Origin of the sequence: Salipiger bermudensis, assembly GCF_020171625.1 — a bacterium.
In the GTDB taxonomy this organism is placed as follows: Bacteria; Pseudomonadota; Alphaproteobacteria; order Rhodobacterales; family Rhodobacteraceae; genus Salipiger; species Salipiger bermudensis_B.
In genome coordinates, this window is sequence record NZ_JAIUZY010000005.1 from 477,824 (window position 1) to 501,274 (window position 23,451).

Consider the following 23,451-nt stretch of genomic DNA (forward strand, 5'->3'; position numbering starts at 1 on the left):
TAACCGATTGTTAAGTCTGATGCTCCAAAGATGAGCGCACCGGGCAGAACGGTCGGAACGGAGGATGGTCTTGCAGCAGCTTGCGACAATCTGGGGGTCTTTGGGGGCGCGCCGGCGGGTGCTGGTGATCGCGGCGACGCTGGCGACCATCGCCGCGGTGCTGGCGCTCGGCCGCATGGCCTCTCAGCCGTCGATGTCGCTGCTCTATGCCGGCCTTGAACAAGGCGCCGCCGGCGAGGTCGTCGCGGCGCTGGAGGCGCGCGGCATACCCTACGAGGTGCGCGGCGGTGCGATCCTGGTGCCGGACATGCAGCGCGATTCCCTGCGCATGACGCTGGCGAGCGAGGGGCTGCCGGCCAATTCCAACCAAGGCTACGAACTGCTCGACGGGCTCTCGGGCTTCGGCACCACCTCGCAGATGTTCGATGCCGCCTACTGGCGCGCCAAGGAAGGGGAACTGGCGCGCACCATCGTTGCCAGCCCCCATATCGCCACCGCGCGGGTCCATATCGCCAATTCCACCGCGAATCCCTTCCAGCGCGATGTCTCGCCGTCGGCCTCGATCTCGGTCACCACCAATGGCGACGTTCTGTCGCCGGTGCAGGCCCGGGCGCTGAAATACCTCGTGGCCTCGGCGGTGCCGGGTCTGATGCCCGAGGATGTGGCAGTGATCGACGGCAAGGGCGGTCTCATCGGGGCGGAGGACGACAGCGGCGCCGGGCCGACGGCCGAGGATCGCGCCGCGCTGCTGCGCGACCGGGTGCAGCGTCTGGTCGAGGCGCGGGTGGGCCTCGGCAATGCGGTGGTCGAGGTCAGCGTCGACACCGTCACCGAAAGCGAGACCATCCGCCAGCGGCAGTTCGATCCCGAAGGCCGGGTGGTGATCTCGACCGATACCGAGGAAGAGAGCAGCAGTTCCCAGGACAGCGGCGGCGGCGATGTGACGGTCGCCTCCAACCTGCCGGATGGCGAGGCCGGCGGCGGCGACAGCTCGCAAAGCCAGAGCAGTGAAACGCGCGAGCGGGTGAATTACGAGGTTTCCGAAACCATGCGCGAGGTCACCCGCGTGCCCGGTGCCATCAAGCGCCTGACCGTGGCCGTGCTGGTGAACGGCACACTGGCCCCGGGCGCCGACGGCGCGGAAGAGTTCGTGCCGTTGCCCGAGGAGGAGCTTGCGGCGCTGCGCGATCTGGTCGCCTCGGCGGTCGGCTTTGAGGAGGCGCGCGGCGACGCGATCACCATCCGCTCGATGCCGTTCGAACGGCCCGAAGGGCTGGGCACCGGCCCGGTCGAGCCGGGGTGGTTCTCCATGTCGCTCGATCCGATGACGCTGATCCAGATCGGGGTGCTCGCGATGGTGGCGCTGATCCTCGGGCTGTTCGTGGTGCGCCCGATCCTCGCCGCTCCGGCGCAGGCGGCGCTCCCCGGCGCGAGTGACGGCGCGCTGGCACTGCCCGGAGGCGCGAGCGAGGCGGGCGGGGTGGCGCTCGATGGCGAGATCGAGGACGATGATTTCGGCGGACTGCCGGCGCTGGGCGGCGGCGGCGATTTCGGCGGCATGGGCATGGTCGATTTCGACAGCCCGGCCGAGGAAGACCCGGTCGACCGCCTGCGCGGCCTGATCGAAGAGCGCAAGAGCGAGACGGTCGAGATCCTGCGCAGCTGGCTCGACGACAGCGAAGATCGCGCGGAGGAGGTGCAATGACCGGACTGGCGGCATTTCTGGAGGATTTCGGCGCACCGCGGGCGGGCGCCGGCCCTGCGGTCGCGGTGCCGGACGATGGCGCCCTCGAGGCCGCGAAGCTCGAAGGGTTCGATGGCGGCTATCGCGCCGGCTGGGACGACGCGATCAAGGCCCAGACCGACGACCAGTCGCGTATCTCGAGCGATTTCGCGCAGAACCTGCAGGATTTGTCCTTCACCTACCACGAAGCCTGCAATCAGGTTCTGCACGCCATCTCGCCGCTGCTGGAAGAGGTCGTCGCCAAGCTGCTCCCGGCCACGATTCACCAGACGCTCGGGCTGCACCTGAGCGAACAGCTTCGCGCCATGGCCGCCGACATCGGCCGGCTCGACGTGGTCATCGCGGTGGCGCCGGGCGGGCAAGAGGCCGTGGCGCCCTTGATCGAAGAGGATTTCGGCTTCCCGCTGAGCGTTGTCGAGGATCCGACGCTGGCCGAGGGCCAGGCCGACATCCGCTTCGGCGACAGCGAGACACAGGTCGACCTCGGAGGTCTCGCCCGCGAGGTCGCCGAGGCGGTGCAGGGATTCGTGCAGGACAACCGGAGGAAGGCCGCGCATGGCTGAGCAGAGCGAAACCGCACGCCCTGAGGGGGCAACGCCCTTCACCGCCGTGCCGATCGAAATCACCGTCTCGGTCGGGCGGGCCAGACCGCTGGTGCGGGACCTTCTCAAGCTCGGTGCCGGCTCGGTGCTGACGTTGGACAAGCGGCTCGAGGATCCGGTCGAGCTCTATGTCGGCGACCGGCTGATCGGCATCGGCGCGCTCGAGGTGGTCGATGGCGGCGAGAACGGGCAGCTCGCGGTGCGGCTGACCGAGGTCGTGGATTTCCGGAGCCCGACCTGAAGGATGCGGCGCGCGGCCCTTTCGGCGCTGATCTTCATCGCCTTCGCCGGCGCAGCCACGGCGCAAGAGCTGCGGCTCGACCTCGGCGAAGGCGGCTCGCTCACCGCGACCTCGCTCCAGCTCATCGCGCTGATCACGCTGCTGAGCCTCGCGCCCGGCATCGCGATCATGGTGACCTGCTTTCCTTTCCTCGTGACCGTGCTCGCGATCCTGCGGCAGGCGGTTGGGCTGCAACAGTCGCCGCCCAACATGCTGATCGTCAGCCTGGCGCTGTTCCTCACCTATTTCGTCATGGAGCCGACCTTCACCGCCGCCTGGCAGGACGGTCTCAGGCCGCTGATCGACGAGGAGATCAGCGTCGAAGAGGGTGTGGCGCGCACGCTGGGGCCGTTCCGCGGCTTCATGGCCGGGCGCACCGACGTCTCCACCTTCGCGAGCATGGCCGACCTGCGCCCCGATGCTTCGGGCGAGACACTGCGGCCCGAAGCGCCGCTGTCGCTGCTGATCCCCAGCTTCATGCTGTCCGAGATCGCGCGCGCCTTCCAGGTCGGCTTCCTGATCTTCCTGCCGTTCCTGATCATCGACCTCGTGGTGGCCGCGATCCTGATGTCGATGGGCATGATGATGGTGCCGCCGGCGATCGTGTCGCTGCCGTTCAAGCTCGCCTTCTTCGTGATCGCCGATGGCTGGTCACTGCTCGCCGGGGCGCTGGTGCGCAGCTACTTCTAGCGTCGCAGGCTCAGAACTCGGGCGCGTCGTCGGGCACATCCGCGTGCAGGTGGCGCTCGCCTCGGGCGCGGGCCAGCGCGATCTGTTTCTGGCGTTCGCGGAAGCGGGCCTTGTCCTCGTCCGACGTCTCGTCGATGCAAAGATGGCAGGAGACGCCGTGCTCGTACTCGGGGCGCGCGCGATCCGCGGGCAGGATCGGGCGGCGGCAGGCGTGGCACAGCAGGTGCGGCCCCTCGCGCAGACCATGCTCGACCGAGACGCGCCCGTCGAAGACGAAGCAGCTGCCCTGCCAGCTGCTGTCCTCCGCCGGCACCTCCTCGAGGTATTTCAGGATCCCGCCCTTGAGGTGGTAGACCTCCTCGACCCCCTGGCTCATCAGCCAGTTGGTGGATTTCTCGCAGCGGATCCCGCCGGTGCAGAACATCGCGATGCGCTTGTTGTGAAAGCGATCCTTGTTCTTCTCCCACCATTCCGGGAAATCGCGGAAGCTCTCGGTTTGCGGATCGACCGCGCCCTCGAAGGTGCCGATGGCGACCTCGTAGTCGTTGCGGGTGTCGATCACCGCCACATCCGGCGCGCGGATCAGCGCGTTCCAGTCGGCGGGCTCGACATAATGGCCGACCCGGGCGCGGGGATCGACATCGGGCTGCCCCATGGTGACGATCTCGCGCTTCAGCCGGACCTTCATCCGCGCGAAGGGGCGCTCCTGCGCCGTCGAGAGTTTCCACTCGAGCGCCTCGCAGCCGGGCAGGGCGCGCAGATGCGCCAGCACCGCGTCGATGCCGTCACGGGGCCCGGCGATGGTGCCGTTGATGCCTTCGCCGGCGAGCAGAAGCGTGCCGGTGACCTGCCGGGCGCGGCAGAGCTCGAGCAGCGGCGCGCGCAGCGCGTCCGGATCGTCGAAGCGGGTGAAGTGGTAGAGGGCGCAGACGGTAAACATGGGCGCAGACATAGGCCCAAGCCCGTGTCGCGCGCAAGCGGACAGGATGGCGCGCCCCCGCCCGCGCAGGCGGGTCCGGACAAACGGCGGGGTTCCCGGCGAAAACCGAGGCGATCCACGCGTCTGTCACATGCGAGGTGACGCGTCGCCGCGCTCGGCCCGGGCTGGCAGGGCCAGAGGGGGCGGCGCCAAGGTCGTCCGGGGCGCGGTGGCACCTCCCTTCGAAGGACAAAACGCGCCGTCGCGGGGGGTGGAGTGAGGGCATCGGCCCGCCTTGACCCTGCCTCCGGGCGGGGTCAGGGTCGGCCCGAAACCAAAGGGAGTCTCCGCCATGCACGCGCTCGTCGTGATCGATGTCCAGAACGACTTCTGCCCCGGGGGCGCGCTCGCCGTGACCGGGGGAGACGAGATCGTCGCCCCGATCAACGCCATGATGGCCGAGTTCGACGCGGTGATCCTGACCCAGGACTGGCACCCGGCGGGGCATTCCTCCTTTGCCAGCCAGCACCCGGGCAAGGTGCCGCTCGAGATGACCGAGATGCCCTACGGTCCGCAGGTGCTCTGGCCCGACCATTGCGTGCAGGGCTCGATGGGCGCAGCGTTCCACCCGCAGCTCGCCACCGACCGCGCCGAGCTGATCATCCGCAAGGGCTTTCGCGCCGGCATCGACAGCTATTCGGCCTTCTTCGAGAACGACCACGAGACCCCGACCGGGCTCGAGGGCTACCTGCGCACGCGCGGCATCGAGCGGCTGACGCTGGTGGGGCTGGCGACCGATTTCTGCGTCAACTTCTCGGCACTCGATGCCGCGAGGCTCGGCTTCGAGGTGACGGTGCACGAAGCCGCCTGCCGCGGCATCGATCTCGACGGCTCGCTGGCGGCGGCGCGCAAAGGGATGCAGGAGGCCGGCGTCACGCTGGCCTGAACCGGCTTTCGGGGCGGAAAATCCCGTCCGAGAAAGCGCTTGGCCCCCTCGCCAAGGATGGCGTATCAGGGGCGTCGACGTTGCGAACGAGGAAACGCCCGTGGAAATCGCCACCCGAGTCTGGAACCATAAGTGGAAGATCGACCCGATCGTCCGCTCGTTGATCGACACCGATTTCTACAAGCTGCTGATGTGCCAGTCGGTGTTTCACAACCGCCCCGACGTGCAGGTGACCTTCAGCCTGATCAACCGCTCGCACCACGTGCCGCTCGCCAAGCTGATCGACGAGGGGGAACTGCGCGAGCAGCTCGACCACATCCGCTCGCTGTCGCTGACCCGGGGCGAGAGCACCTGGCTGCGCGGCAACACGTTTTACGGCAAGCGCCAGATGTTCCGCCCCGACTTCATGGAGTGGTTCGAGAACCTGCGCCTGCCGCCCTATTTCCTCGAGCGCGTCGGGGACCAGTACGAGCTGACCTTCGAGGGCTCGTGGCCCGAGGTCATGCTGTGGGAGATCCCGGCGCTGGCGGTGCTGATGGAACTGCGCAGCCGCGCCGTGCTCGACGACATGAAGAAATTCGAGCTTCAGGTGCTCTATGCCCGCGCCACCGCCAAGCTCTGGGAGAAGATCGAGCGCCTGCGCGACCAGCCCGGCCTCAAGATCGCCGATTTCGGCACCCGCCGCCGGCACAGCTTCCTCTGGCAGGACTGGTGCGTGCAGGCGATGAGCGAAGGGCTGGGCGATCGCTTCACCGGCACCTCGAACTGCCTGATCGCGAAGAACCGCGATCTCGAGGCCATCGGTACCAACGCGCACGAGCTGCCGATGGTCTATGCCGCGCTGGCCGAGGATGACGCGGCGCTGGCCCGCGCGCCCTATGACGTGCTGGCCGACTGGCACGACGAGCACGAGGGCAACCTGCGCATCATCCTGCCCGACACCTACGGCACCGAGGGGTTCCTCGAGCGCGCCCCGGACTGGCTGGCGGGATGGACCGGCATCCGCATCGACAGCGGCGACCCCGAGCGCGGCGCTGAAACGGCGATCGCGTGGTGGAAGACCCGCGGCGAGGATCCGACCCAGAAGCTGGTGATCTTCTCGGACGGGCTCGACGAGGACAAGATCCTCGAGCTGTCCCGCAAGTTCGCGGGCCGGGTGCGGGTCTCGTTCGGCTGGGGCACGCTGCTGACCAATGATTTCCGCGGCCTCACGCCCGATGACCGGCTGGCGCCGTTCAGCCTCGTGTGCAAGGCGGTCAGCGCCAATGGCCGGCCCACGGTGAAACTGTCGGACAACCCCAACAAGGCGATGGGCCCCGAGAGCGAGATCGCGCGCTACAAGCGGGTCTTCGAGGTCGGCGAGCAGGAGCGCCGCGCCGTCGTGGTGTGATCCCGCCGCCCAAGAATTTTTGGACGAAAATTCTTCGCGCCCCCCGACGAAGTCAAAATCTTTGGCCAAAGATTTTGCGGCACCGCGCCGCAGCTCTGGTCTAGGCTGGCCATGGCGCATGGCGCGGGCTAGAAGGGCGCGGCAGTATCTGTAAGGTGGCATCATGGCTGGTATCGAACCGCAGCCCGGGATCATGGACATCGCGCTCTACGAGGGCGGGAAATCCAGCGTCGCGGGCGTGTCGAACGTCGTCAAGCTGAGCTCGAACGAGAACCCGTTCGGCCCGTCTCCCGCCGCGCAGGAGGCGGTGAAGCGCGTCGTCCACGAGATGCATCGCTACCCCTCGACCGACCATGCCGAGCTGCGCGCCGCCATCGCCGAGGTGCACGGGCTCGATGCCGACCGCATCATCTGCGGCGTGGGCTCCGACGAGGTGCTGCAGTTCCTGTGCCACGCCTATGCCGGCGAGGGCGACGAGGTGATCCACACCGAGCATGGCTTCGCGATGTACAGGATCCTCGCCCACGCGGTCGGCGCGACACCGGTCGAGGTGGCCGAGACCGAGCGCGTGGTCTCGGTCGACAACATCCTCGCCGCCTGCAACGACCGCACCAAGCTGGTGTTCATCGCCAACCCCAACAACCCGACCGGCACGATGATCGGTCTGGCCGAGATCGAGCGTCTGGCCGAGAACCTGCCGCCGCAGGCGATCCTCGTGCTCGACGGTGCCTATGCCGAATATGTCGAGGGCTACGATGGCGGCGCGCAGCTCGTCGAATCGCGCGGCAATGTGGTGATGACCCGCACCTTCTCCAAGCTCTACGGGCTGGGCGGAATGCGCGTCGGCTGGGGCTACGGGCCGAAACAGATCATCGACGTGCTGACCCGCATCCGCCAGCCCTTCAACCTGTCGAACGTGGCGCTCGTCGCCGCCGAGGCGGCGATCCGCGACACCGCGCATGTGGAGAAGAGTCGCGAGGACAATTCCCGCCTGCGCGCCTGGCTGGCCGAGGCGCTGGCCGAGCATGGCGTGCCCTCGGATTCCTCGACGGCGAATTTCGTGCTGGCGCGCTTCACCAGCCCCGACGAAGCCGCGGCCTGCGACACCTACCTGCAGAGCCAGGGCGTCATCGTGCGCCGGGTCACCGGCTACAAGCTGCCGGCGGCGCTGCGCATCACCGTCGGCGACGAGGCGTCGTGCCGCCGGGTGGCGCATTGCATCGGGCTGTTCAAGGCAGGTGCCCGATGAGCTACGGCAAGGTCGCCCTGATCGGCCTCGGCCTGATCGCGTCCTCGATGTACTGGGCGATGAAGCGGGCCGGCATGACGGCGCATGTGTCGGGCTATGCCCGCAGCAGCGAAACGCGCGAGACCGCGCGCCGCATCGGCCTGTGCGACACGGTCTGCGACAGCGCCGAAGAGGCGGTGAAGGATGCTGACCTGATCGTTCTGGCGGTGCCGGTGGGCGCCATGGGCGCCGTCGCCGAGGCCATCGCGCCGCATCTCAAGCCCGGTGCCACCGTGACCGACGTGGGCTCGGTCAAGAAGGCGGTGATCGACGAGGTCGGCCCGCACATCCCCGAGGGCGTGCACTTCGTTCCGGCCCACCCGATGGCGGGCACCGAGCATTCCGGCCCCGAATCGGGCTTTGCCTCGCTCTACGACAACCGCTGGTGCCTGATCGTGCCGCAGGACGCCTCGGAGGAGGCCACCGCCGCGCTCGAGACCTACTGGCAGGCGCTGGGCGCCAACACCCAGCGCATGGAGCCGGCGCATCATGATCTCGTCTGCGCCGTGGTGAGCCACGTGCCGCACCTCATCGCCTACACCATGGTGGGCGTCGCCGACGATCTGCGCCGGGTCTCGGACCAGGAGGTGATCAAGTTCTCCGCCGCGGGCTTCCGGGATTTCACCCGCATCGCGGCCTCGGACCCGACCATGTGGCGCGACGTCTTCCTGACCAACAAGGAAGCCTCGCTCGAGATCCTCGGCCGCTTCACCGAAGAGCTTTTCGCCCTGCAACGGGCGATCCGCACCGGCGACGGCGACACGTTGTTCGACTACTTCACCCATACGCGCGAGATCCGGCGCGGCATCCTGCAGGCCGGGCAGGACACCGACGCGCCGGACTTCGGCCGGATCCGGAAGGAATGAGGATGCGGGGCCTCGGGACGCTGATCTGTCTTCTGACACTTGCGTCGCAGGCCCCGGCCTCCGCTCCCGACCACTCGCCGCGCCCGCTGGCCCGGCAGGCCGTCGCGCAGGCGGCTCCGGCGCCCAGGCCTTCCGTCGTCGTCACCGCCGCGCCCGATGGCACGCTGTCGCGCCTCCGGCCGGAGGCGCGCCCGTCGGCGCCCGCCGCCGCGCCGGCGCAGGACCCGCGCGCTGTCGAGGAGCCGGCAGTCACGCCCGACGTGTCCACCGCAGGCAGCGCTCTGGTCAAGGCCTTTGCGGCGCGCTCACCGCAGGCCATTGCGCTGTCGGTGCGGCCGCTGGTGCGGCCGAAAGCGCTGGTCGAAAAGGCGATGGCACGGCGGCGGGAGCGCGCCCGCGGCGCGGTCTGCGGCGATCTGGCGATCCAGGGGCAGGAGGTGGGCTTCGTTCCGGGCCGTATTCCCGCCTGCGGCATCGACAACGCGGTGAAGCTGCGGTCGGTCGCTGGGGTCTCGCTGAGCCAGCAGGCGCTGGTGGACTGCACCACCGCCAGGACCCTGAAGCGCTGGATCGAGGAGGGGCTGAAGCCCGCCGTCGGCAGCCAGGGCGGCGGCGTCGCGGGGCTGCGGGTGGCGGCGCATTACGCCTGCCGGACCCGCAACAACCGCCCCGGCGGCAAGGTCAGCGAACACGGCAAGGGCCGCGCCATCGACATCGCGGGCGTCATGCTGCGCGACGGCTCCGAGATCAGCGTGCTGCGCGACTGGGGCGGTGGGGCGAAGGGGCGCGCGCTGAAGCAGATGCACCGCACCGCCTGCGGGCGGTTCGGCACGGTGCTCGGGCCGGGCTCGGACGGCTATCACCGAGACCACCTGCATTTCGACACCGCGCGCTACCGCAGCGGCTCCTACTGTCGCTGAGGCGGCGCATCCGGCGCGCCCGCGATGGTCTTTTGACGGTCACTCGGCGCCCGTGGGGGCGGGCGGGCCGAAGCATATCCCGCACTGCCCGCGCCAGCCGTCAGCTCTCCGGGCCGATCAGCGCGCCGATCACCGCATGGGCGCTTTCGGAATCCCAGTCCGCGTCGCCGCGCAGCCGCGCGACCTCTTCGCCCTCGGGGTTCAGGATCACCGTGATCGGCAGGCCGAGCACGCCCATCTCGCGCGCCAGCGCCGAGCCGGGATCGCGGTGCAGCGGCAGGCTGTCGACGCCGATCTCCTCGAAGAACGCCTCCATCGCCGGCGGCGGGTTGCGCCCGGTGGCGATGGTCACGACCTCGAAGCGCTCGCCGCCAAGCGCGTCCTGCAGCGCCGCCAGCGCCGGCATCTCCTTGCGGCAGGGCGCGCACCAAGTGGCCCAGAAGTTCACCAGCACCCATTTGCCCTGCCAGTCCGACAACGCGAGGGGCTCCCCGCCGAAGGTCTCGAAGGCGGCCGTCCCGGAGGGCTTGGCCTCGGAGTGGAAGTTCAGCTTCTTCATGTCGCCGTCGCGCAGCGCCTCGGCGGCGCTGGGATCGGCAAGCGCCGGATTTGCAAGCGCCGCGGTGGCGGTATAGAGGAGCGCAAGCGCCAGTTTTCTCATGATCCCTCCCGGAGTGATGCCATGTCCGACAAGTCCTCGAACCAGATGTGGGGCGGCCGCTTTGCCGCTGGTCCAGACGCGATCATGGAGGCGATCAACGCCTCGATCGGGTTCGACAAGCGGCTCGCGGCGCAGGATATCGCCGGATCTCGGGCCCATGCCGCCATGCTGGCCGCCACGGGCATCATCAGTGATAGCGATGCCGAGACCATTCGGGAAGGTCTGCTCACGGTACTGTCAGAGATCGAGGAGGGGCGGTTCGAATTCTCCACCGCGCTCGAGGACATCCACATGAACGTGGAGGCCCGGCTCAAGGAGATCGTCGGCGAGCCGGCAGGCCGCCTGCACACCGCGCGCTCCCGCAACGACCAGGTGGCGACCGATTTCAAACTCTGGACCCGCGACCAGTTCGACGCGTTCGAGCAGGGGCTGCTGGCGCTGATCCGGGCGCTGGTCGACCAGGCCGAGGCGGGTGCCGCGTGGGTGATGCCGGGCTTCACCCACCTGCAGACCGCGCAGCCGGTGACCTGGGGCCACCACATGCTGGCCTATGTCGAGATGTTCGCCCGCGACCTCTCCCGGGTGCGCGACGCGCGCAAGCGGATGAACGAATGCCCTCTGGGCGCGGCGGCGCTGGCCGGAACCGGCTTTGCCATCGACCGCCACATGACCGCCGAGGCGCTGGGGTTCGACCGGCCGACCGAGAACTCGCTCGACGCGGTCTCCGACCGCGATTTCGCGCTCGACTTCCTGAGCACCGCGAGCATCTGCGCCATGCACCTGTCGCGCTTTGCAGAGGAGCTGGTGATCTGGTCCTCGGCCCAGTTCCGCTTCGTGACGCTGTCGGACCGGTTCTCCACCGGCTCCTCGATCATGCCGCAGAAGAAGAACCCCGACGCCGCCGAGCTGATCCGCGCCAAGATCGGCCGCATCTTCGGCGCCAACGTGGCGCTGATGACGGTGATGAAGGGCCTGCCGCTGGCCTATTCCAAGGACATGCAGGAAGACAAGGAACAGGTCTTCGACGCTGCCGACAACCTGATGCTTGCGCTGGCCGCGATGGAAGGCATGGTCAAGGACATGTCGGCCAATGTCGACACCCTCGAGGCGGCGGCCTCGGCGGGTTTCTCGACCGCGACCGACCTTGCCGACTGGCTGGTGCGTGAGACCGGCTTGCCGTTCCGCGACGCCCATCACGTCACCGGCTCGCTGGTGGCGATGGCCGAGGCCAAGGGCTGCGACCTGCCGGACCTGACGCTCGAGGAGATGCAGTCGGTGAGCGGTGCGATCACCGGGGGTATCTATGACGTTCTTGGTGTGCATAACTCGGTGGCGAGCCGCCTGAGTCATGGCGGCACCGCCCCTGTGCGCGTGCGCGAGCAGGTGGCCCGCTGGAAGGAGATCCTTGCATGAGCCGTGTCATCCTGAGCCTCGGGCTCGTCGCCGTGCTTGCCGCCTGCGGCGCCGACGGCGCACCGATCGCGCCCGAGCCGGAGCCCGAGACCCCGCCGCCGGGCGTGTCGATCTCGGGCACCGCATCGGTGGGGATCTCCAACCGGTGAGCCTGCGGCTGCGGCACCTCTGGCTGGCACTTGCGCTCTGGGGCGCGGTGCACCCGATGGTCTATCTCGTGTCGTGGCTGGCGCGGAACGGCTGGTCGCCCGGCAGCCTGATCGACGCGTGGTTCGCCAACGCCGCCACCACCGGCCTGACCTGGGATCTGATGATCAGCGCCACGGTGCTGACGCTCTGGGTGCTGGCCGAGGTCGCGGTGCGGCGCAACTGGGAGGCGCTCTGGGCGGTTCCCGCCACGTTCCTGATCGGCGTGAGCTGCGGCTTGCCGCTGTATCTCTGGCTGCGCTCGCGGCCCGTCTGAGGCTGCGGAGCGCGCCCTGCGGGGCGCGCGCAGGTCGTCTTGCCGGCGGCCTTTGGCCTCCGGCGCGGCGGCCGTGGCGGGCGTGACGCCTCTGCCTTGGGGCGCCGCGTGTGGTGCGGCCGGGATTTTGAGTATTTGGGACGTAGAGAAGCCAGGGTTGCTGTGCGGGGCGGAGGGGGCGCGCCGGGGGCGTGGCCGGGGCTGGTGAAAGCGTGCGGGCTGCGCTATGGCGGCGCGTGTAGTGCAGGAGGCCGGTATGGACCATTTTCTCTATCGTGACGGGCAGCTCTATGCCGAGGACGTGCCGGTGGCCGAGATCGCCGCCGCGGTTGGCACGCCGGTCTATGTCTATTCCAGCGCCACGCTGCTGCGCCATTTCCGGCTGTTCGACGAGGCGCTGGCCTGGGGGCCGCACCTTGTCTGCTATGCCATGAAGGCGGCGTCGAACCAGGCCATCCTGAAGACGCTGGCCGAGGCCGGCGCCGGGATGGACGTGGTCTCGGGCGGCGAGTACGCCCGGGCGAAAGCCGCCGGCGTGCCCGGCGAGCGCATCGTGTTCTCGGGCGTGGGCAAGACCCGCGCCGAGATCCGCACCGCGCTCGAGGGCGGGCTGCGCCAGTTCAACATCGAGAGCGAGCCCGAGATGCGGGTGATCTCGGAAGTGGCCTCGGAGCTGGGTCTGGTGGCGCCGGTCACCGTGCGGGTGAACCCCGACGTCGACGCCAAGACCCATGCCAAGATCGCCACCGGCAAGAGCGAGAACAAGTTCGGCATCCCGATCGCCCGGGCGCGCGAGGTCTATGCCGAGGCCGCGGCGCTGCCGGGGCTGAAGGTCGTTGGCATCGACGTGCATATCGGCTCGCAGCTCACCGAGCTCGAGCCCTTCGCCATGGCCTATCGCAAGGTCGCCGAGCTCACCGAGGCGTTGCGCGGCGACGGGCACGAGATCACCCGGCTCGACCTTGGCGGCGGGCTGGGGATTCCCTACACCCGCAGCAACGAGGCGCCGCCCCTGCCGGTGGAATACGGCGCCATGATCGAGCGCGAGCTGGGCCATCTGGGTTGCGAGATCGAGATCGAGCCGGGCCGGCTGATCGTCGGCAATGCCGGCATCCTGGTGTCGGAGGTGATCTATCTCAAGCAGGGCGAGGGGCGGGATTTCCTGATCCTTGACGCGGCGATGAACGACCTGATCCGCCCGGCCATGTACGAGGCGCATCACGACATCGTGCCGGTCATCGAACCCGAGGCCGGGCTGGAGCAGCGCCCGTTCGACATCGTCGGCCCGGTCTGCGAATCCGGCGACACCTTCGCCAAGGGCCGGATGATGCCGGCGCTGGGGGCGGGCGATCTCGTGGCGTTTCGCTCTGCCGGCGCTTACGGTGCGGTGATGTCTTCGGAGTACAACACGCGGGCGCTGATTCCGGAGGTTCTGGTGAAGGGCGATCAATTCGCTGTCATCCGCCGGAGACCGAGCTTTGACGAAATCATAAACCGCGATAGCCTTCCGGAGTGGCTGTAGGGCATCCCTCCTGCAGTCCCGACCGCAGGAGACCTCCATGCCCGAGACGGGATCGCCGCCGGACATCCTGAAACCCATCAAGTGGCCGCTGCGTCTCACCCTCTGGGGGATGGGCGCGGAGCGCATCACCCGTGCCTTCTGGCCGCTCTGGTCGCTGCTGATCGCGGCGCTGGGGCTGCTGATGCTGGGGGTGCAGGATCTCGTGCCGGTGGAATGGGTCTGGGCCGCGGGCGCCGTGTTCGTGGCGGCCCTGGGCTGGGCGGTCTGGCGCGGCGCGCGGATGCTGGTGTGGCCCTCGCGGATCGAGGCGATGGCGCGGCTCGACGGCAGCCTGCGCGGCAATCCGATCCAGGCGGCGCTCGACGATCAGGCGATCGGGGCGGCGGACACCGGCTCGCAGGCGGTCTGGCGGGCGCACCAGGAACGGATGCGGGCGCGGCTGGCCGAGGCGAAAGCGGTGGAGCCCGACCTTCGGGTCGCCAGGGCCGATCCCTTCGCATTGCGCTACGTGGCGCTTCTGGCCTTTGCCGCGGCGCTGGTCTTCGGCTCTTTCCTGCGGGTCTCGTCGGTGACCGCGATGGGGCCGAGCGGCGTCGATCTGGCCGCCGGGCCGGCGTGGGAGGGCTGGATGGAGCCGCCGGGCTACACCCGCCTGCCGTCGGTCTATCTCAACGACATCACCGCGCCGGGGCTGAGCGTGCCCGAGGGCGCGCAGATCACCCTGCGCATGTATGGCGAGGTGGGCGCGCTGTCGGTCGATGAAAGCGTCTCGGGCCGGGCGCTCTCGGACGAGGCGGCGCAGGAGACGGCGCAGGATTTCGCCGTGCTGCAGTCGGGACGGCTGGCGATCGACGGCCCCGGGGGCCGGGCCTGGGAGGTCAGCGTCACCGCCGATGCCGCCCCCAGCGTGCGCCGCGACGGCGAGATCTCCTCGAGCTACGAGGGCGAGGCGCAGATCCCCTTTGCCGCCAGCGACGATTATGGCGTGGTGGCGGGCCATGCGCGGATCGAGCTGGCCCTCGACGCGGTCGAGCGCGACTACCTGCTTTCCGCCGAGCCGGAAGCGCGCCCCGCCATCGAGGTGCCGCTGCCGATGCCCATCGCCGGCGACCGGTCCGACTTCACCGAGACGCTGGTCGAGAACTTCTCGGAGCACCCCTGGGCCAACCTGCCGGTGCGCCTGACCATCAGCGTCGAGGACGAGGCTGGCCAGACCGGGCAATCCGAGGTCGAGACCATCACCCTGCCGGGGCGGCGCTTCTTCGATCCGATGGCCGCGGCGGTGATCGAGCAGCGCCAGGCGCTGCTCTGGACCCGCGACAACATCCCCGAGATCACCCGCATCATTCGTGCCGTCAGCCACCTGCCCGACGAGGTCTTCCGCTCGGCGGTGCCTTATCTGCGGCTGCGCACCATCCTGCGCCAGCTCGAGGCGGCGGGGCCGTCGCTGGGCGAGGACCAGCAGGCCGAGATCGCCAAGGCGATGTGGGACCTCGCCATCCTCCTCGAGGAGGGCGATCTGGCTTCGGCGCTGGAACGCCTCGAGCGGGCACAGGAGCGGCTCAACGAGGCGATGAAGAACGGCGCCTCGGAGCAGGAGATCGCCGAGCTGATGCAGGAGCTGCGCGACGCGACGGACGACTACCTCAGGCAGCTCTCGCGGCAGGCGCAGGAGCAGTCCGAGCAGAACCCCGAAATGGCGCAGTCCCAGGACAGCATGGAGATGAGCCAGAACGATCTGCAGCGGATGATGGACCGGATCCAGGAGCTGATGGAGGAGGGCCGCATGGCCGAGGCGCAGGAAGCCCTGCGCCAGCTTCAGGAGATGATGGAGAACATGCAGGTCACCCAGGGGCAGCAGGGGCAGTCTCCGGGGGAGCAGGCGATGGAAGGTCTGGGTGAGACGCTGCGCGAGCAGCAGGGTCTGTCGGACGAGGCCTTCCGTGAGTTGCAGGACCAGTTCAACCAAGGTCAGCAGGGGCAGCCGGGCCAGCAGGGTGAGCCGCAGGGGCAGCAGGGCCAACAGGGTCAGGATGGTCAGCAGCAGGGGCAGGGCCAGGGGCCGCAGCAAGGTCAGCAGGGGCAGGGCGGCGAACAGTCGCTCGAGGACAGCCTCGCCAGCCGCCAGCAGCAGCTGCGCGACGAGCTGAACCGCCAGCGCCAGAACCTGCCCGGGGCCGGCACCGATCCGGGCGAGGCCGCGCGCGAGGCGCTGCGCCGCGCCGAGGAGGCGATGGACGGCGCCGAAGAGGCGCTGCGTGGCGACGATCTTGCCGGGGCCATCGACCAGCAGAGCCAGGCGATGGAGGCGCTGCGAGAAGGAATGCGCAGCCTTGGCGAGGCGATGGCGCAGCAACAGCAGCAGAGCCAGAGCCCCGGCCAGCAGGGGCAGCAGCAGGGCGGAGAGCCCGGCCAGCAGCGCGACCCGCTGGGGCGCAACGCCGGCGCCAACGGCAATATCGGCACCGACGAGAGCATGGTGCAGGACGAAGACGTCTACCGCCGCGCCCGTGAGTTGCTCGACGAGATCCGCCGCCGCTCCGGCGAGGGCGAGCGCCCGCAGGAAGAGCTCGACTATCTCGAGCGTCTGCTCGAGCGGTTCTGACCTCCCGACAGATTTGATACCCGCGCGTTCTGTGCGCGGGTCCGATTCCCTCCCGCCTGCGTGTCACGCGCGCAGAAGCGAATGCCGCCCGCGTGCCACGCGCGCCGGGCCGCCTGCCATGACGCGCCTTGCCCCGTGCCCGTCCGCATGGGTATAGCGGGGACAAGCGGTAGGGATTTGAATGGCATGGCCAATCGGGCGGTCGACACTTTGCGAGAGCTCTACGAGGGCGACAGCGACCGGGCGCACCGCTTCCGCTACGCTGTGCTGGCCTTCGACATCGGCACGATCCTTTACGTGGTCGCCACCTCGTTCGGCAGTCATGGCCGCGTCGTCGGGATGTTCGACATGCTGTTCGGAGTGGTCTTCCTCGCGGATTTCCTCGCCCGGCTGGCGATCGAGCCGCAGAAGCTCCGCTTCCTGATCCGTCCGGTCACGCTGGCCGACATGGTCTCGATCGTCTCGTTCCTCGCACCGCTCGCCGGCGAGGGGCTGGGCTTCCTGCGGGTGGTGCGGACCCTGCGCTTCCTGCACACCTACCAGCTGTTCCGGCGGCTGCGCGAGGATTTCCCCTTCTTCCGCCGCTATCAGGACGTGATCAGCGCAAGCCTCAATCTTCTGGTCTTCATCTTCATCATGACCGGGCTGGTCTATGCCACCCAGCACCGCACCAACCCGCAGATCGAGAACTATGCCGACGCGCTCTATTTCACCGTCACCGCGCTGACCACCACGGGCTTCGGCGACATCACCCTGACCGGATCGCTGGGCCGGATGATCTCGGTGGTGGTGATGATCTGCGGCGTGACACTGTTCCTGCGGCTGGCGCAGGTGCTGTTCCGGCCCGTCAAGGTACGCGAGACCTGCCGCACGTGCGGCCTGTCGCTGCATGATGCCGACGCGGTGCATTGCAAGCATTGCGGTGACACCATCCATATCGAGACCGACGGCGGCTACTGATGACCGAGGTGGCGATCCGTCCGTATCTTCCCGGCGACGACGCGGCGCTGTGGCGCATCCTCGAGCCGGTGTTCCGGGCCGGCGAGACCTATGCCATCGATGCCGACATCCCGCGCGCCGAGGCGCTGGCCTACTGGTGCGGCCCCGAGCGCCGGGTGTTCTCGGCGCTGGTCGATGGCGCCGTGGCGGGCAGCTACTACATCGTGCGCAACCAGAAGGGCGGCGGCAGCCATGTCTGCAATTGCGGCTTCGCCACCGATCCGGCGCGGTCCGGCAGGGGGGTGGCCCGTGCCATGCTGGCCCACGCGCTCGACACCGCCCGCAGCCTCGGCTTCCGCGCCATGCAGTTCAACTTCGTGATCTCCTCCAACACCCGCGCGGTGGACATCTGGCAGCGTGCGGGCTTCGAGATCGTCGGTCGGCTGCCCGATGCCTTCCATCACCCCGAAAAGGGTTATGTCGACGCGCTGGTCATGTATAAGGCTCTCGAAACGGACTGATTTCAGGAGCATTTTCCGTGGCCGAAGACACCCGCCTCCTCGCCGTCCTGATCGACGCCGACAACACCTCTCCGAAATACGCCAAGGCGATCTTCGACGAGATCGCTTCGCTGGGCGAGGCCAGCGTGCGGCGCGTCTACGGCGATTTCGCCAGCCAGCAGATCTCGGGCTGGTCGAAGATCTCGGCCGAGTTCGGTCTGGTGCCGCATCACTCGCCCGCCAACACCGTGGGCAAGAACTCTTCCGACATTTCGCTGGTGATCGATGCCATGGACCTGATGCACACCGGCCGCTTCGACGGCTTCGTGGTGGTCAGCTCCGACAGCGACTTCACCCGCCTTGCCAGCCGAATCCGCGAGCAGGGCCTCGACGTCTACGGCATGGGGATGCAGAAGACGCCGGACGCCTTCCGCAAGGCCTGCAAGCGGTTCATCTTCCTCGAGAACCTCGACGGCGCGCCGGAGCAGAAGACCGGGGATCGCACGCCGCGCGCCACCGGCAAGCTTGAGGAGGCGCGCAACCTCATCTTCACCGCGATGGACGCCATCGAGCAGGAGGATGACTGGTACACGCTGGGTCAGCTCGGCCAGTTCATCACCGCGGCGAACCCCGATTTCGACACCCGCAGCTACGGCAAGCGCAAGCTGTCGGACCTCGTCTCGGATCTGAAGGTGTTCGAGACCCAGCGCGGGCCGGGCAACCAGCTTCTGGTGCGCCGGCTGGACTGACGCCCCGGCGCCGGTGACCGGGACCGCCACGGCGGCGCGGGAGGCTCAGGACGGGCCGAAGCGCGCCATGAAGGTGTCGACCGCGGCCTCGATCACGCGGGTGATCTCGTCCTCGGCGAACTGGTCCCGGATGCCGAACAGCCGCTTGATCCAGAGATCGGCCTTGCAGAGCTCGATGAACTGCTCGGCGGCAAGGCCGAGATCGTCGATCTCGACCTCTCCCCGCGCCATCGCGGCGGCGAGATAGGAGTGCAGCTCGCGCCGGACGAGCAGGGGGCCGCACTCGTAGAACTGCGCGCCGAGCTCCGGGAAGCGGTCGGCTTCGGCGGCGCAGATCCGGAACACCTTCTGGCCAAGGTCCGACAGCAGGAAGTCGAGGACACCGCGACCGATATAGGGCAGCACGACCCGTGGCGGCTTGTCTCTGTCGAGCGCGACCAGAACCTCGGCCCCTTGTGCCTCGCACTGGGCGGTCGCCATCTCCATGAAAAGCAGGCGCTTGTCGGGAAAGTAGCTGTAGAGCGTGGCCTTCGACACCCCGGCGGCCCTGGCGATCTCGTCGACGCTCGCGCCCTCGAAGCCGTCGCGCAGGAAGATCTCGCGCGCGCCCTCCAAAACCTGGTCGTACTTGCGCCCGCGCCGGACGTTTGCCGTGTTGCCCGGCATCCAATGTCTCCTCTGGTGATATGGATCATAACCCCCGGGGTTCAGATCCGGCAAGCTTGGCGCGGCCCCCCCGCCGGGGCCTGCAGCGATAGGCAGCGCACCGGGCCTGCGGAAGGGCATTGCATCCGGCCTGCTTTCGATTACTTTAGAATCATTCCAAAGTGAGGCTCTTCCATGCGTTTCTTCACCCAGCGTCGCCAGTTCAAGGATCTCAGCGAGCAGGAAGTGCTCGCGCTGGCGATTTCGTCCGAGGAGGACGACGCCCGGATCTACCGCAGCTACGCCGAGATGCTGCGCGCCGATTTCCCCGACAGCGCACGGGTGTTCGACGGCATGGCGGTGGAGGAGGACGGCCACCGACAGGCGCTGATCTCGGCGCACCGCATCCGCTTCGGCGAGGTGATCCCGCTCATCCGGCGCGAGCACGTGGCGGGGTTTTACGCCCGCCGCCCGGTCTGGCTGATGCAGAACCTCGGTCTCGAGCGCATCCGCGAGGAGGCCGAGGTCATGGAGCGCGATGCGGCGCGGTTCTATCTCGAGGCCGCGAATCGCAGCTCCGACGCCGGAACGCGCAAGCTGCTTGGCGACCTCGCCGCCGCCGAGGCGGGCCATGAGAGCCGCGCCGCCGCGCTGACCGCGGAGAACCTCGACAGCGACAGCCGCAGCGACGAGGACCGGCTCGCGCACCGGCAATTCGTGCTGACATGGGTGCAGCCGGGCCTGGCGGGCCTGATGGACGGCTCGGTCTCGACGCTGGCGCCGATCTTCGCGACGGCCTTTGCCACGCAGGACACCTGGACGACCTTCCTCGTCGGGCTCGCGGCCTCGGTGGGGGCGGGGATTTCAATGGGGTTTACCGAGGCGGCATCGGATGATGGCGAACTGTCGGGCCGCGGCTCGCCGCTCAAGCGCGGCATCGCGTCGGGGGTGATGACCACGGTGGGCGGGCTCGGCCACGCGCTGCCCTACCTGATTCCGCATTTCTGGACCGCCACGAGCATCGCGTGGATCATCGTCTTCATCGAGCTTTGGGCGATTGCATGGATCCAGAACAAGTTCATGGAGACGCCGTTCCTGCGGGCGTCGATGCAGGTGGTGCTCGGCGGCGCGCTGGTGCTGACCGCGGGCGTGCTGATCGGCAGCGGCTGAGCCGGCGCCGGCCTCCGGAGCCCTCGGCGCCTTTGCCCGAACGCGCCCTGTCGGCACCGGTCGGCCTGCCTCCGGCGGGAGTATTTTTGACGAAGAGAAGCCGGGGGCGCGGCGCTTCTGGCTTCTTTGGTTCAAAAATACCTCGGGGGTGAATTGGCCGCAGGCCAAGAGGGGGCAGCGCCCCCTCATTTCTTCTTTTGGAGGAACATCTACCGGCGTGACACGGGCAAGGCCCGCGCGCGCGCCGCGCCGATCCGCATAACCGCTGGAAGCCGGGGCGCGCCCGTGGCAAACCAAGCGGGCGCACGGCCAAGGGAGACGCGACCATGACCCAGTTCGGCAAGGGCTGCCACCTGCATCTGATCGATGGATCGGCTTTCATCTTCCGGGCCTATCACGCCCTGCCGCCGCTGACGCGCAAGTCCGACGGGCTGCCCATCGGCGCGGTCTCGGGCTTCTGCAACATGCTGCAGAAATACGTCGAGGACAACGCCGGCCCCGAGGCGCCGACCCATGTCGCAGTGATCTTCGACAAGGGCAGCCACACCTTCCGCAACGATCTCTACGATCTCTACAAGGCCAACCGCGAGGCCATGCCCGAGGATCTGCGGCCGCAGATCCCGCTGACCCGGCGCGCCACCGAGGCGTTCAACATCGCCTGCAAGGAGCTCGAGGGCTTTGAGGCCGACGACATCATCGCCACGCTGGCGCGGCAGGCGCGCGAGGCCGGCGGGCGGGTGACGATCATCAGTTCCGACAAGGACCTGATGCAGCTCGTGGGCGACGGGGTCGAGATGCTCGACGCCATGAAGAACCGCCGCATCGACCGCGACGGCGTGCTGGAGAAGTTCGGCGTCTATCCCGACCGTGTGGTCGACGTGCAGGCACTGGCCGGCGATTCGGTCGACAACGTGCCGGGCGCGCCCGGCATCGGCATCAAGACCGCCGCCTTGCTGATCAACGAGTTCGGCTCGCTCGAGGAGCTGCTCGACCGGGCGGAGGAGATCAAGCAGCCGAAACGCCGCCAGACCCTGATCGAGAAGCGCGAGCAGATCGAGCTGTCGAAGCGGCTGGTGCAGCTCGACGCCGAGACTCCGCTGGACTTCGGCCTCGACGATCTCGAGGTCAGGGACCCCGACCCGGAGGTGCTGCTGGGCTTCCTCGCCGAGATGGAGTTCCGCAGCCTCACCAAACGCATCGCGGACTCGCTCGATGCCGAGGCGCCGGTGATCCCCGATACCGCCCCCGAAGGCGCCAACCCGCCGGAGGAGGGCGCGCCCGAGATGCCGGCGATCACGCCGGACAACTACCTCTGGGTGAAGTCCGCCGAGGATCTCGCACCGTTCATCGCGGCGGCGCACCAGCGCGGCTGGGTCGCGGTCGACACCGAGACCACGGGGCTCAACGAGATGGCCTGCGACCTCGTCGGCATCTCGCTCTGCACCGAACCGGGCGAGGCCTGCTACATCCCGCTGGCGCATCGCGGCGACAGCGATGGCGGCCTGTTCGGGGACGGTGATCTCGCCGAGGGGCAGATGCCGATGCAGGCGGCGCTGGATCTGCTCAAGCCGCTGCTCGAGGACCCGGCGGTGATGAAGATCGGGCAGAACATGAAATACGACGCCAAGATCTTTGCCCGCTACGGCGTGCGGATCGCGCCGATCGACGACACCATGCTGATGTCCTACGCGATGAATGCCGGCCTGCACGGCCATGGCATGGACGCGCTCTCGGAGCGCTACCTGTCGCACACGCCGATCCCGATCAAGGATCTTCTCGGCTCCGGCAAGAAGATGAAGACCTTCGATCAGGTGCCGATCGAGGACGCGGTCAAATACGCCGCCGAGGATGCCGACATCACCCTGCGGCTCTGGACCCTGCTCAAGCCGCAGCTGCACCGCAACCACGTCACCCGGGTCTACGAGACCATGGAGCGCCCGCTGGTGCCGGTGCTGGCCGAGATGGAGATGGCCGGCGTGCAGGTAGACCGTGACACGCTCTCGCGCATGTCGAACGCCTTCAGCCAGAAGATGGCGGCGCTCGAGGCCGAGATCCACGAGCTGGCCGGCGAGAGCTTCAACGTGGGCAGCCCCAAGCAGCTTGGCGAGATCCTGTTCGACAAGATGGGCCTCGAGGGCGGCAAGAAGGGCAAGACCGGCGCCTATGCCACCGGCGCCGACGTGCTCGAGGATCTCGCCACCGAGCACGAGCTGCCGGCGCGGGTGCTCGACTGGCGCCAGCTCTCGAAGCTCAAGTCGACCTATACCGACGCCCTGCAGGAGCACATCAACAAGGAGACGGGCCGGGTTCACACCTCCTACGTGATCTCGGGGGCCAACACCGGGCGCCTGTCCTCGACCGATCCGAACCTGCAGAACATCCCGGTGCGGTCCGAGGAAGGGCGGCGCATCCGCGAGGCCTTCGTCGCGCCCGAGGGCAAGACCATCGTGGCGCTCGACTATTCGCAGATCGAGCTGCGCATCCTCGCCCACATGGCCGATATCGATGCGCTCAAGCAGGCCTTCCGCGACGGTCAGGACATCCACGCCATGACCGCGTCCGAGATGTTCAACGTGCCGATGGACGAGATGACCTCGGAGATCCGCCGGCAGGCCAAGGCAATCAACTTCGGTGTCATCTACGGCATCTCGGGCTTCGGTCTGGCGCGCAACCTGCGCATCCCGCGCAGCGAGGCACAGGGCTTCATCGACCGCTATTTCGAGCGCTTCCCGGGTATCCGGACCTACATGGACGACACCGTGGCCTTCGCCAAGGAGCACAAGCGCGTCGAGACACTGTTCGGCCGGGTGATCCACACCCCCGAGATCGCCGCCAAGGGCCCGCGCGCGGGCTTTGCCAAGCGCGCCGCGATCAACGCCCCGATCCAGGGCACCGCCGCCGACATCATCCGGCGCGCGATGATCCGGATGCCCGAGGCCATCGAGACGCTACCCGCGACCATGCTGCTGCAGGTGCATGACGAACTGATCTTCGAGGTCGAGAAGGGCGCCGAGGACGATCTCATCGCAGCCGCGCGTACGGTCATGGAGGGCGCCGCCGAGCCGGTGGTGAAGCTCGACGTGCCGCTGGTGGTCGATGCCGGGCAGGGCAAAAGCTGGGCCGAGGCGCACTGAGGCGC

The 23,451-nt window shown here is 68.4% G+C and carries 22 protein-coding genes; 19 read left to right on the forward strand and 3 right to left on the reverse strand.

What is annotated here, in order from left to right:
- Positions 1-64: 64 nt before the first annotated feature.
- The 4 genes from fliF to fliP are packed head-to-tail and all read left to right on the forward strand — an operon-like array spanning position 65 to position 3,316.
- Entirely contained in the window at positions 65-1,705 is a 1,641-nt protein-coding gene (gene fliF, locus LCM15_RS11630) for a flagellar basal-body MS-ring/collar protein FliF (protein ID WP_224856530.1), read from the forward strand.
- The gene (locus LCM15_RS11635; protein WP_224856532.1) at positions 1,702-2,307 is read left to right on the forward strand and encodes an ABC transporter ATP-binding protein; all 606 of its coding nucleotides are present in this window, start codon (positions 1,702-1,704) and stop codon (positions 2,305-2,307) included. The genes fliF and LCM15_RS11635 overlap by 4 nt, the downstream gene beginning before the upstream one ends.
- Complete coding sequence (locus LCM15_RS11640; protein WP_007796007.1) at positions 2,300-2,587, forward strand: FliM/FliN family flagellar motor switch protein; 288 nt, start codon at positions 2,300-2,302, stop codon at positions 2,585-2,587. The genes LCM15_RS11635 and LCM15_RS11640 overlap by 8 nt, the downstream gene beginning before the upstream one ends.
- A 3-nt stretch (positions 2,588-2,590) precedes the next feature.
- The gene (fliP, locus tag LCM15_RS11645; protein ID WP_224856534.1) at positions 2,591-3,316 is read left to right on the forward strand and encodes a flagellar type III secretion system pore protein FliP; all 726 of its coding nucleotides are present in this window, start codon (positions 2,591-2,593) and stop codon (positions 3,314-3,316) included.
- A gap of 10 nt (positions 3,317-3,326) precedes the next feature.
- On the opposite strand, the gene LCM15_RS11650 is transcribed toward fliP, so the two are convergent.
- Positions 3,327-4,256 carry a rhodanese-related sulfurtransferase gene (locus LCM15_RS11650; protein WP_224856678.1) on the reverse strand — a complete coding sequence of 310 codons (930 nt, stop codon included), beginning with the start codon at positions 4,254-4,256 and terminating at the stop codon, positions 3,327-3,329.
- Positions 4,257-4,587: 331 nt separating this feature from the next.
- Here LCM15_RS11650 and pncA point away from each other — a divergent pair, with 331 nt between their 5' ends.
- The 5 genes from pncA to LCM15_RS11675 all read left to right on the forward strand — a co-directional run bounded on the left by pncA (position 4,588) and on the right by LCM15_RS11675 (position 9,645).
- A complete protein-coding gene (pncA, locus tag LCM15_RS11655; RefSeq protein WP_224856535.1) occupies positions 4,588-5,181 on the forward strand; it encodes a bifunctional nicotinamidase/pyrazinamidase in 594 nt (197 codons plus the stop codon).
- A 100-nt stretch (positions 5,182-5,281) separates the two neighbouring features.
- Positions 5,282-6,571 carry a nicotinate phosphoribosyltransferase gene (gene pncB, locus LCM15_RS11660; RefSeq protein WP_224856537.1) on the forward strand — a complete coding sequence of 430 codons (1,290 nt, stop codon included), beginning with the start codon at positions 5,282-5,284 and terminating at the stop codon, positions 6,569-6,571.
- Between the two features lie 163 nt (positions 6,572-6,734).
- Complete coding sequence (hisC, locus tag LCM15_RS11665; RefSeq protein ID WP_263619606.1) at positions 6,735-7,820, forward strand: histidinol-phosphate transaminase; 1,086 nt, start codon at positions 6,735-6,737, stop codon at positions 7,818-7,820.
- Positions 7,817-8,725 (forward strand): prephenate/arogenate dehydrogenase family protein, encoded by a 909-nt coding sequence (locus LCM15_RS11670; RefSeq protein ID WP_224856539.1) that lies wholly within the window; start codon positions 7,817-7,819, stop codon positions 8,723-8,725. Before hisC ends, LCM15_RS11670 begins: the two co-directional genes overlap by 4 nt.
- A gap of 2 nt (positions 8,726-8,727) precedes the next feature.
- Entirely contained in the window at positions 8,728-9,645 is a 918-nt protein-coding gene (locus LCM15_RS11675) for an extensin family protein (protein ID WP_224856541.1), read from the forward strand.
- A 100-nt stretch (positions 9,646-9,745) separates the two neighbouring features.
- Here LCM15_RS11675 and LCM15_RS11680 read toward each other — a convergent pair whose 3' ends face one another.
- On the reverse strand, positions 9,746-10,306 hold the full coding sequence (locus tag LCM15_RS11680) for a TlpA disulfide reductase family protein (RefSeq protein ID WP_224856543.1): 561 nt from the start codon (positions 10,304-10,306) through the stop codon (positions 9,746-9,748).
- Positions 10,307-10,327: 21 nt separating this feature from the next.
- On the opposite strand from LCM15_RS11680, the gene argH reads away from it, so the two are divergent.
- The 8 genes from argH to LCM15_RS11720 all read left to right on the forward strand — a co-directional run bounded on the left by argH (position 10,328) and on the right by LCM15_RS11720 (position 18,497).
- On the forward strand, positions 10,328-11,719 hold the full coding sequence (gene argH, locus LCM15_RS11685; RefSeq protein WP_224856545.1) for an argininosuccinate lyase: 1,392 nt from the start codon (positions 10,328-10,330) through the stop codon (positions 11,717-11,719).
- A complete protein-coding gene (locus LCM15_RS11690) occupies positions 11,716-11,868 on the forward strand; it encodes an argininosuccinate lyase (RefSeq protein ID WP_224856547.1) in 153 nt (50 codons plus the stop codon). Before argH ends, LCM15_RS11690 begins: the two co-directional genes overlap by 4 nt.
- Positions 11,865-12,182 (forward strand): DUF2834 domain-containing protein, encoded by a 318-nt coding sequence (locus LCM15_RS11695; RefSeq protein WP_224856549.1) that lies wholly within the window; start codon positions 11,865-11,867, stop codon positions 12,180-12,182. The genes LCM15_RS11690 and LCM15_RS11695 overlap by 4 nt, the downstream gene beginning before the upstream one ends.
- A gap of 256 nt (positions 12,183-12,438) precedes the next feature.
- Positions 12,439-13,704 (forward strand): diaminopimelate decarboxylase, encoded by a 1,266-nt coding sequence (gene lysA / locus LCM15_RS11700; RefSeq protein ID WP_224856551.1) that lies wholly within the window; start codon positions 12,439-12,441, stop codon positions 13,702-13,704.
- Positions 13,705-13,741: 37 nt separating this feature from the next.
- Positions 13,742-16,309, forward strand: a complete 2,568-nt coding sequence (locus tag LCM15_RS11705; protein ID WP_224856553.1) for a TIGR02302 family protein — start codon at positions 13,742-13,744, stop codon at positions 16,307-16,309.
- Between the two features lie 186 nt (positions 16,310-16,495).
- On the forward strand, positions 16,496-17,269 hold the full coding sequence (locus LCM15_RS11710; RefSeq protein ID WP_224856555.1) for a potassium channel family protein: 774 nt from the start codon (positions 16,496-16,498) through the stop codon (positions 17,267-17,269).
- Entirely contained in the window at positions 17,269-17,769 is a 501-nt protein-coding gene (locus LCM15_RS11715; RefSeq protein ID WP_224856556.1) for a GNAT family N-acetyltransferase, read from the forward strand. Before LCM15_RS11710 ends, LCM15_RS11715 begins: the two co-directional genes overlap by 1 nt.
- A gap of 17 nt (positions 17,770-17,786) precedes the next feature.
- Positions 17,787-18,497 (forward strand): NYN domain-containing protein, encoded by a 711-nt coding sequence (locus LCM15_RS11720; RefSeq protein ID WP_224856558.1) that lies wholly within the window; start codon positions 17,787-17,789, stop codon positions 18,495-18,497.
- Between the two features lie 45 nt (positions 18,498-18,542).
- On the opposite strand, the gene LCM15_RS11725 is transcribed toward LCM15_RS11720, so the two are convergent.
- On the reverse strand, positions 18,543-19,163 hold the full coding sequence (locus tag LCM15_RS11725) for a TetR/AcrR family transcriptional regulator (RefSeq protein WP_224856560.1): 621 nt from the start codon (positions 19,161-19,163) through the stop codon (positions 18,543-18,545).
- A gap of 174 nt (positions 19,164-19,337) precedes the next feature.
- On the opposite strand from LCM15_RS11725, the gene mbfA reads away from it, so the two are divergent.
- Positions 19,338-20,312, forward strand: coding sequence for an iron exporter MbfA (mbfA, locus tag LCM15_RS11730; RefSeq protein WP_224856562.1), 975 nt, complete (start codon positions 19,338-19,340; stop codon positions 20,310-20,312).
- Positions 20,313-20,638: 326 nt separating this feature from the next.
- A complete protein-coding gene (gene polA, locus LCM15_RS11735) occupies positions 20,639-23,446 on the forward strand; it encodes a DNA polymerase I (protein WP_224856564.1) in 2,808 nt (935 codons plus the stop codon).
- The last annotated feature ends 5 nt before the right edge of the window (positions 23,447-23,451 follow it).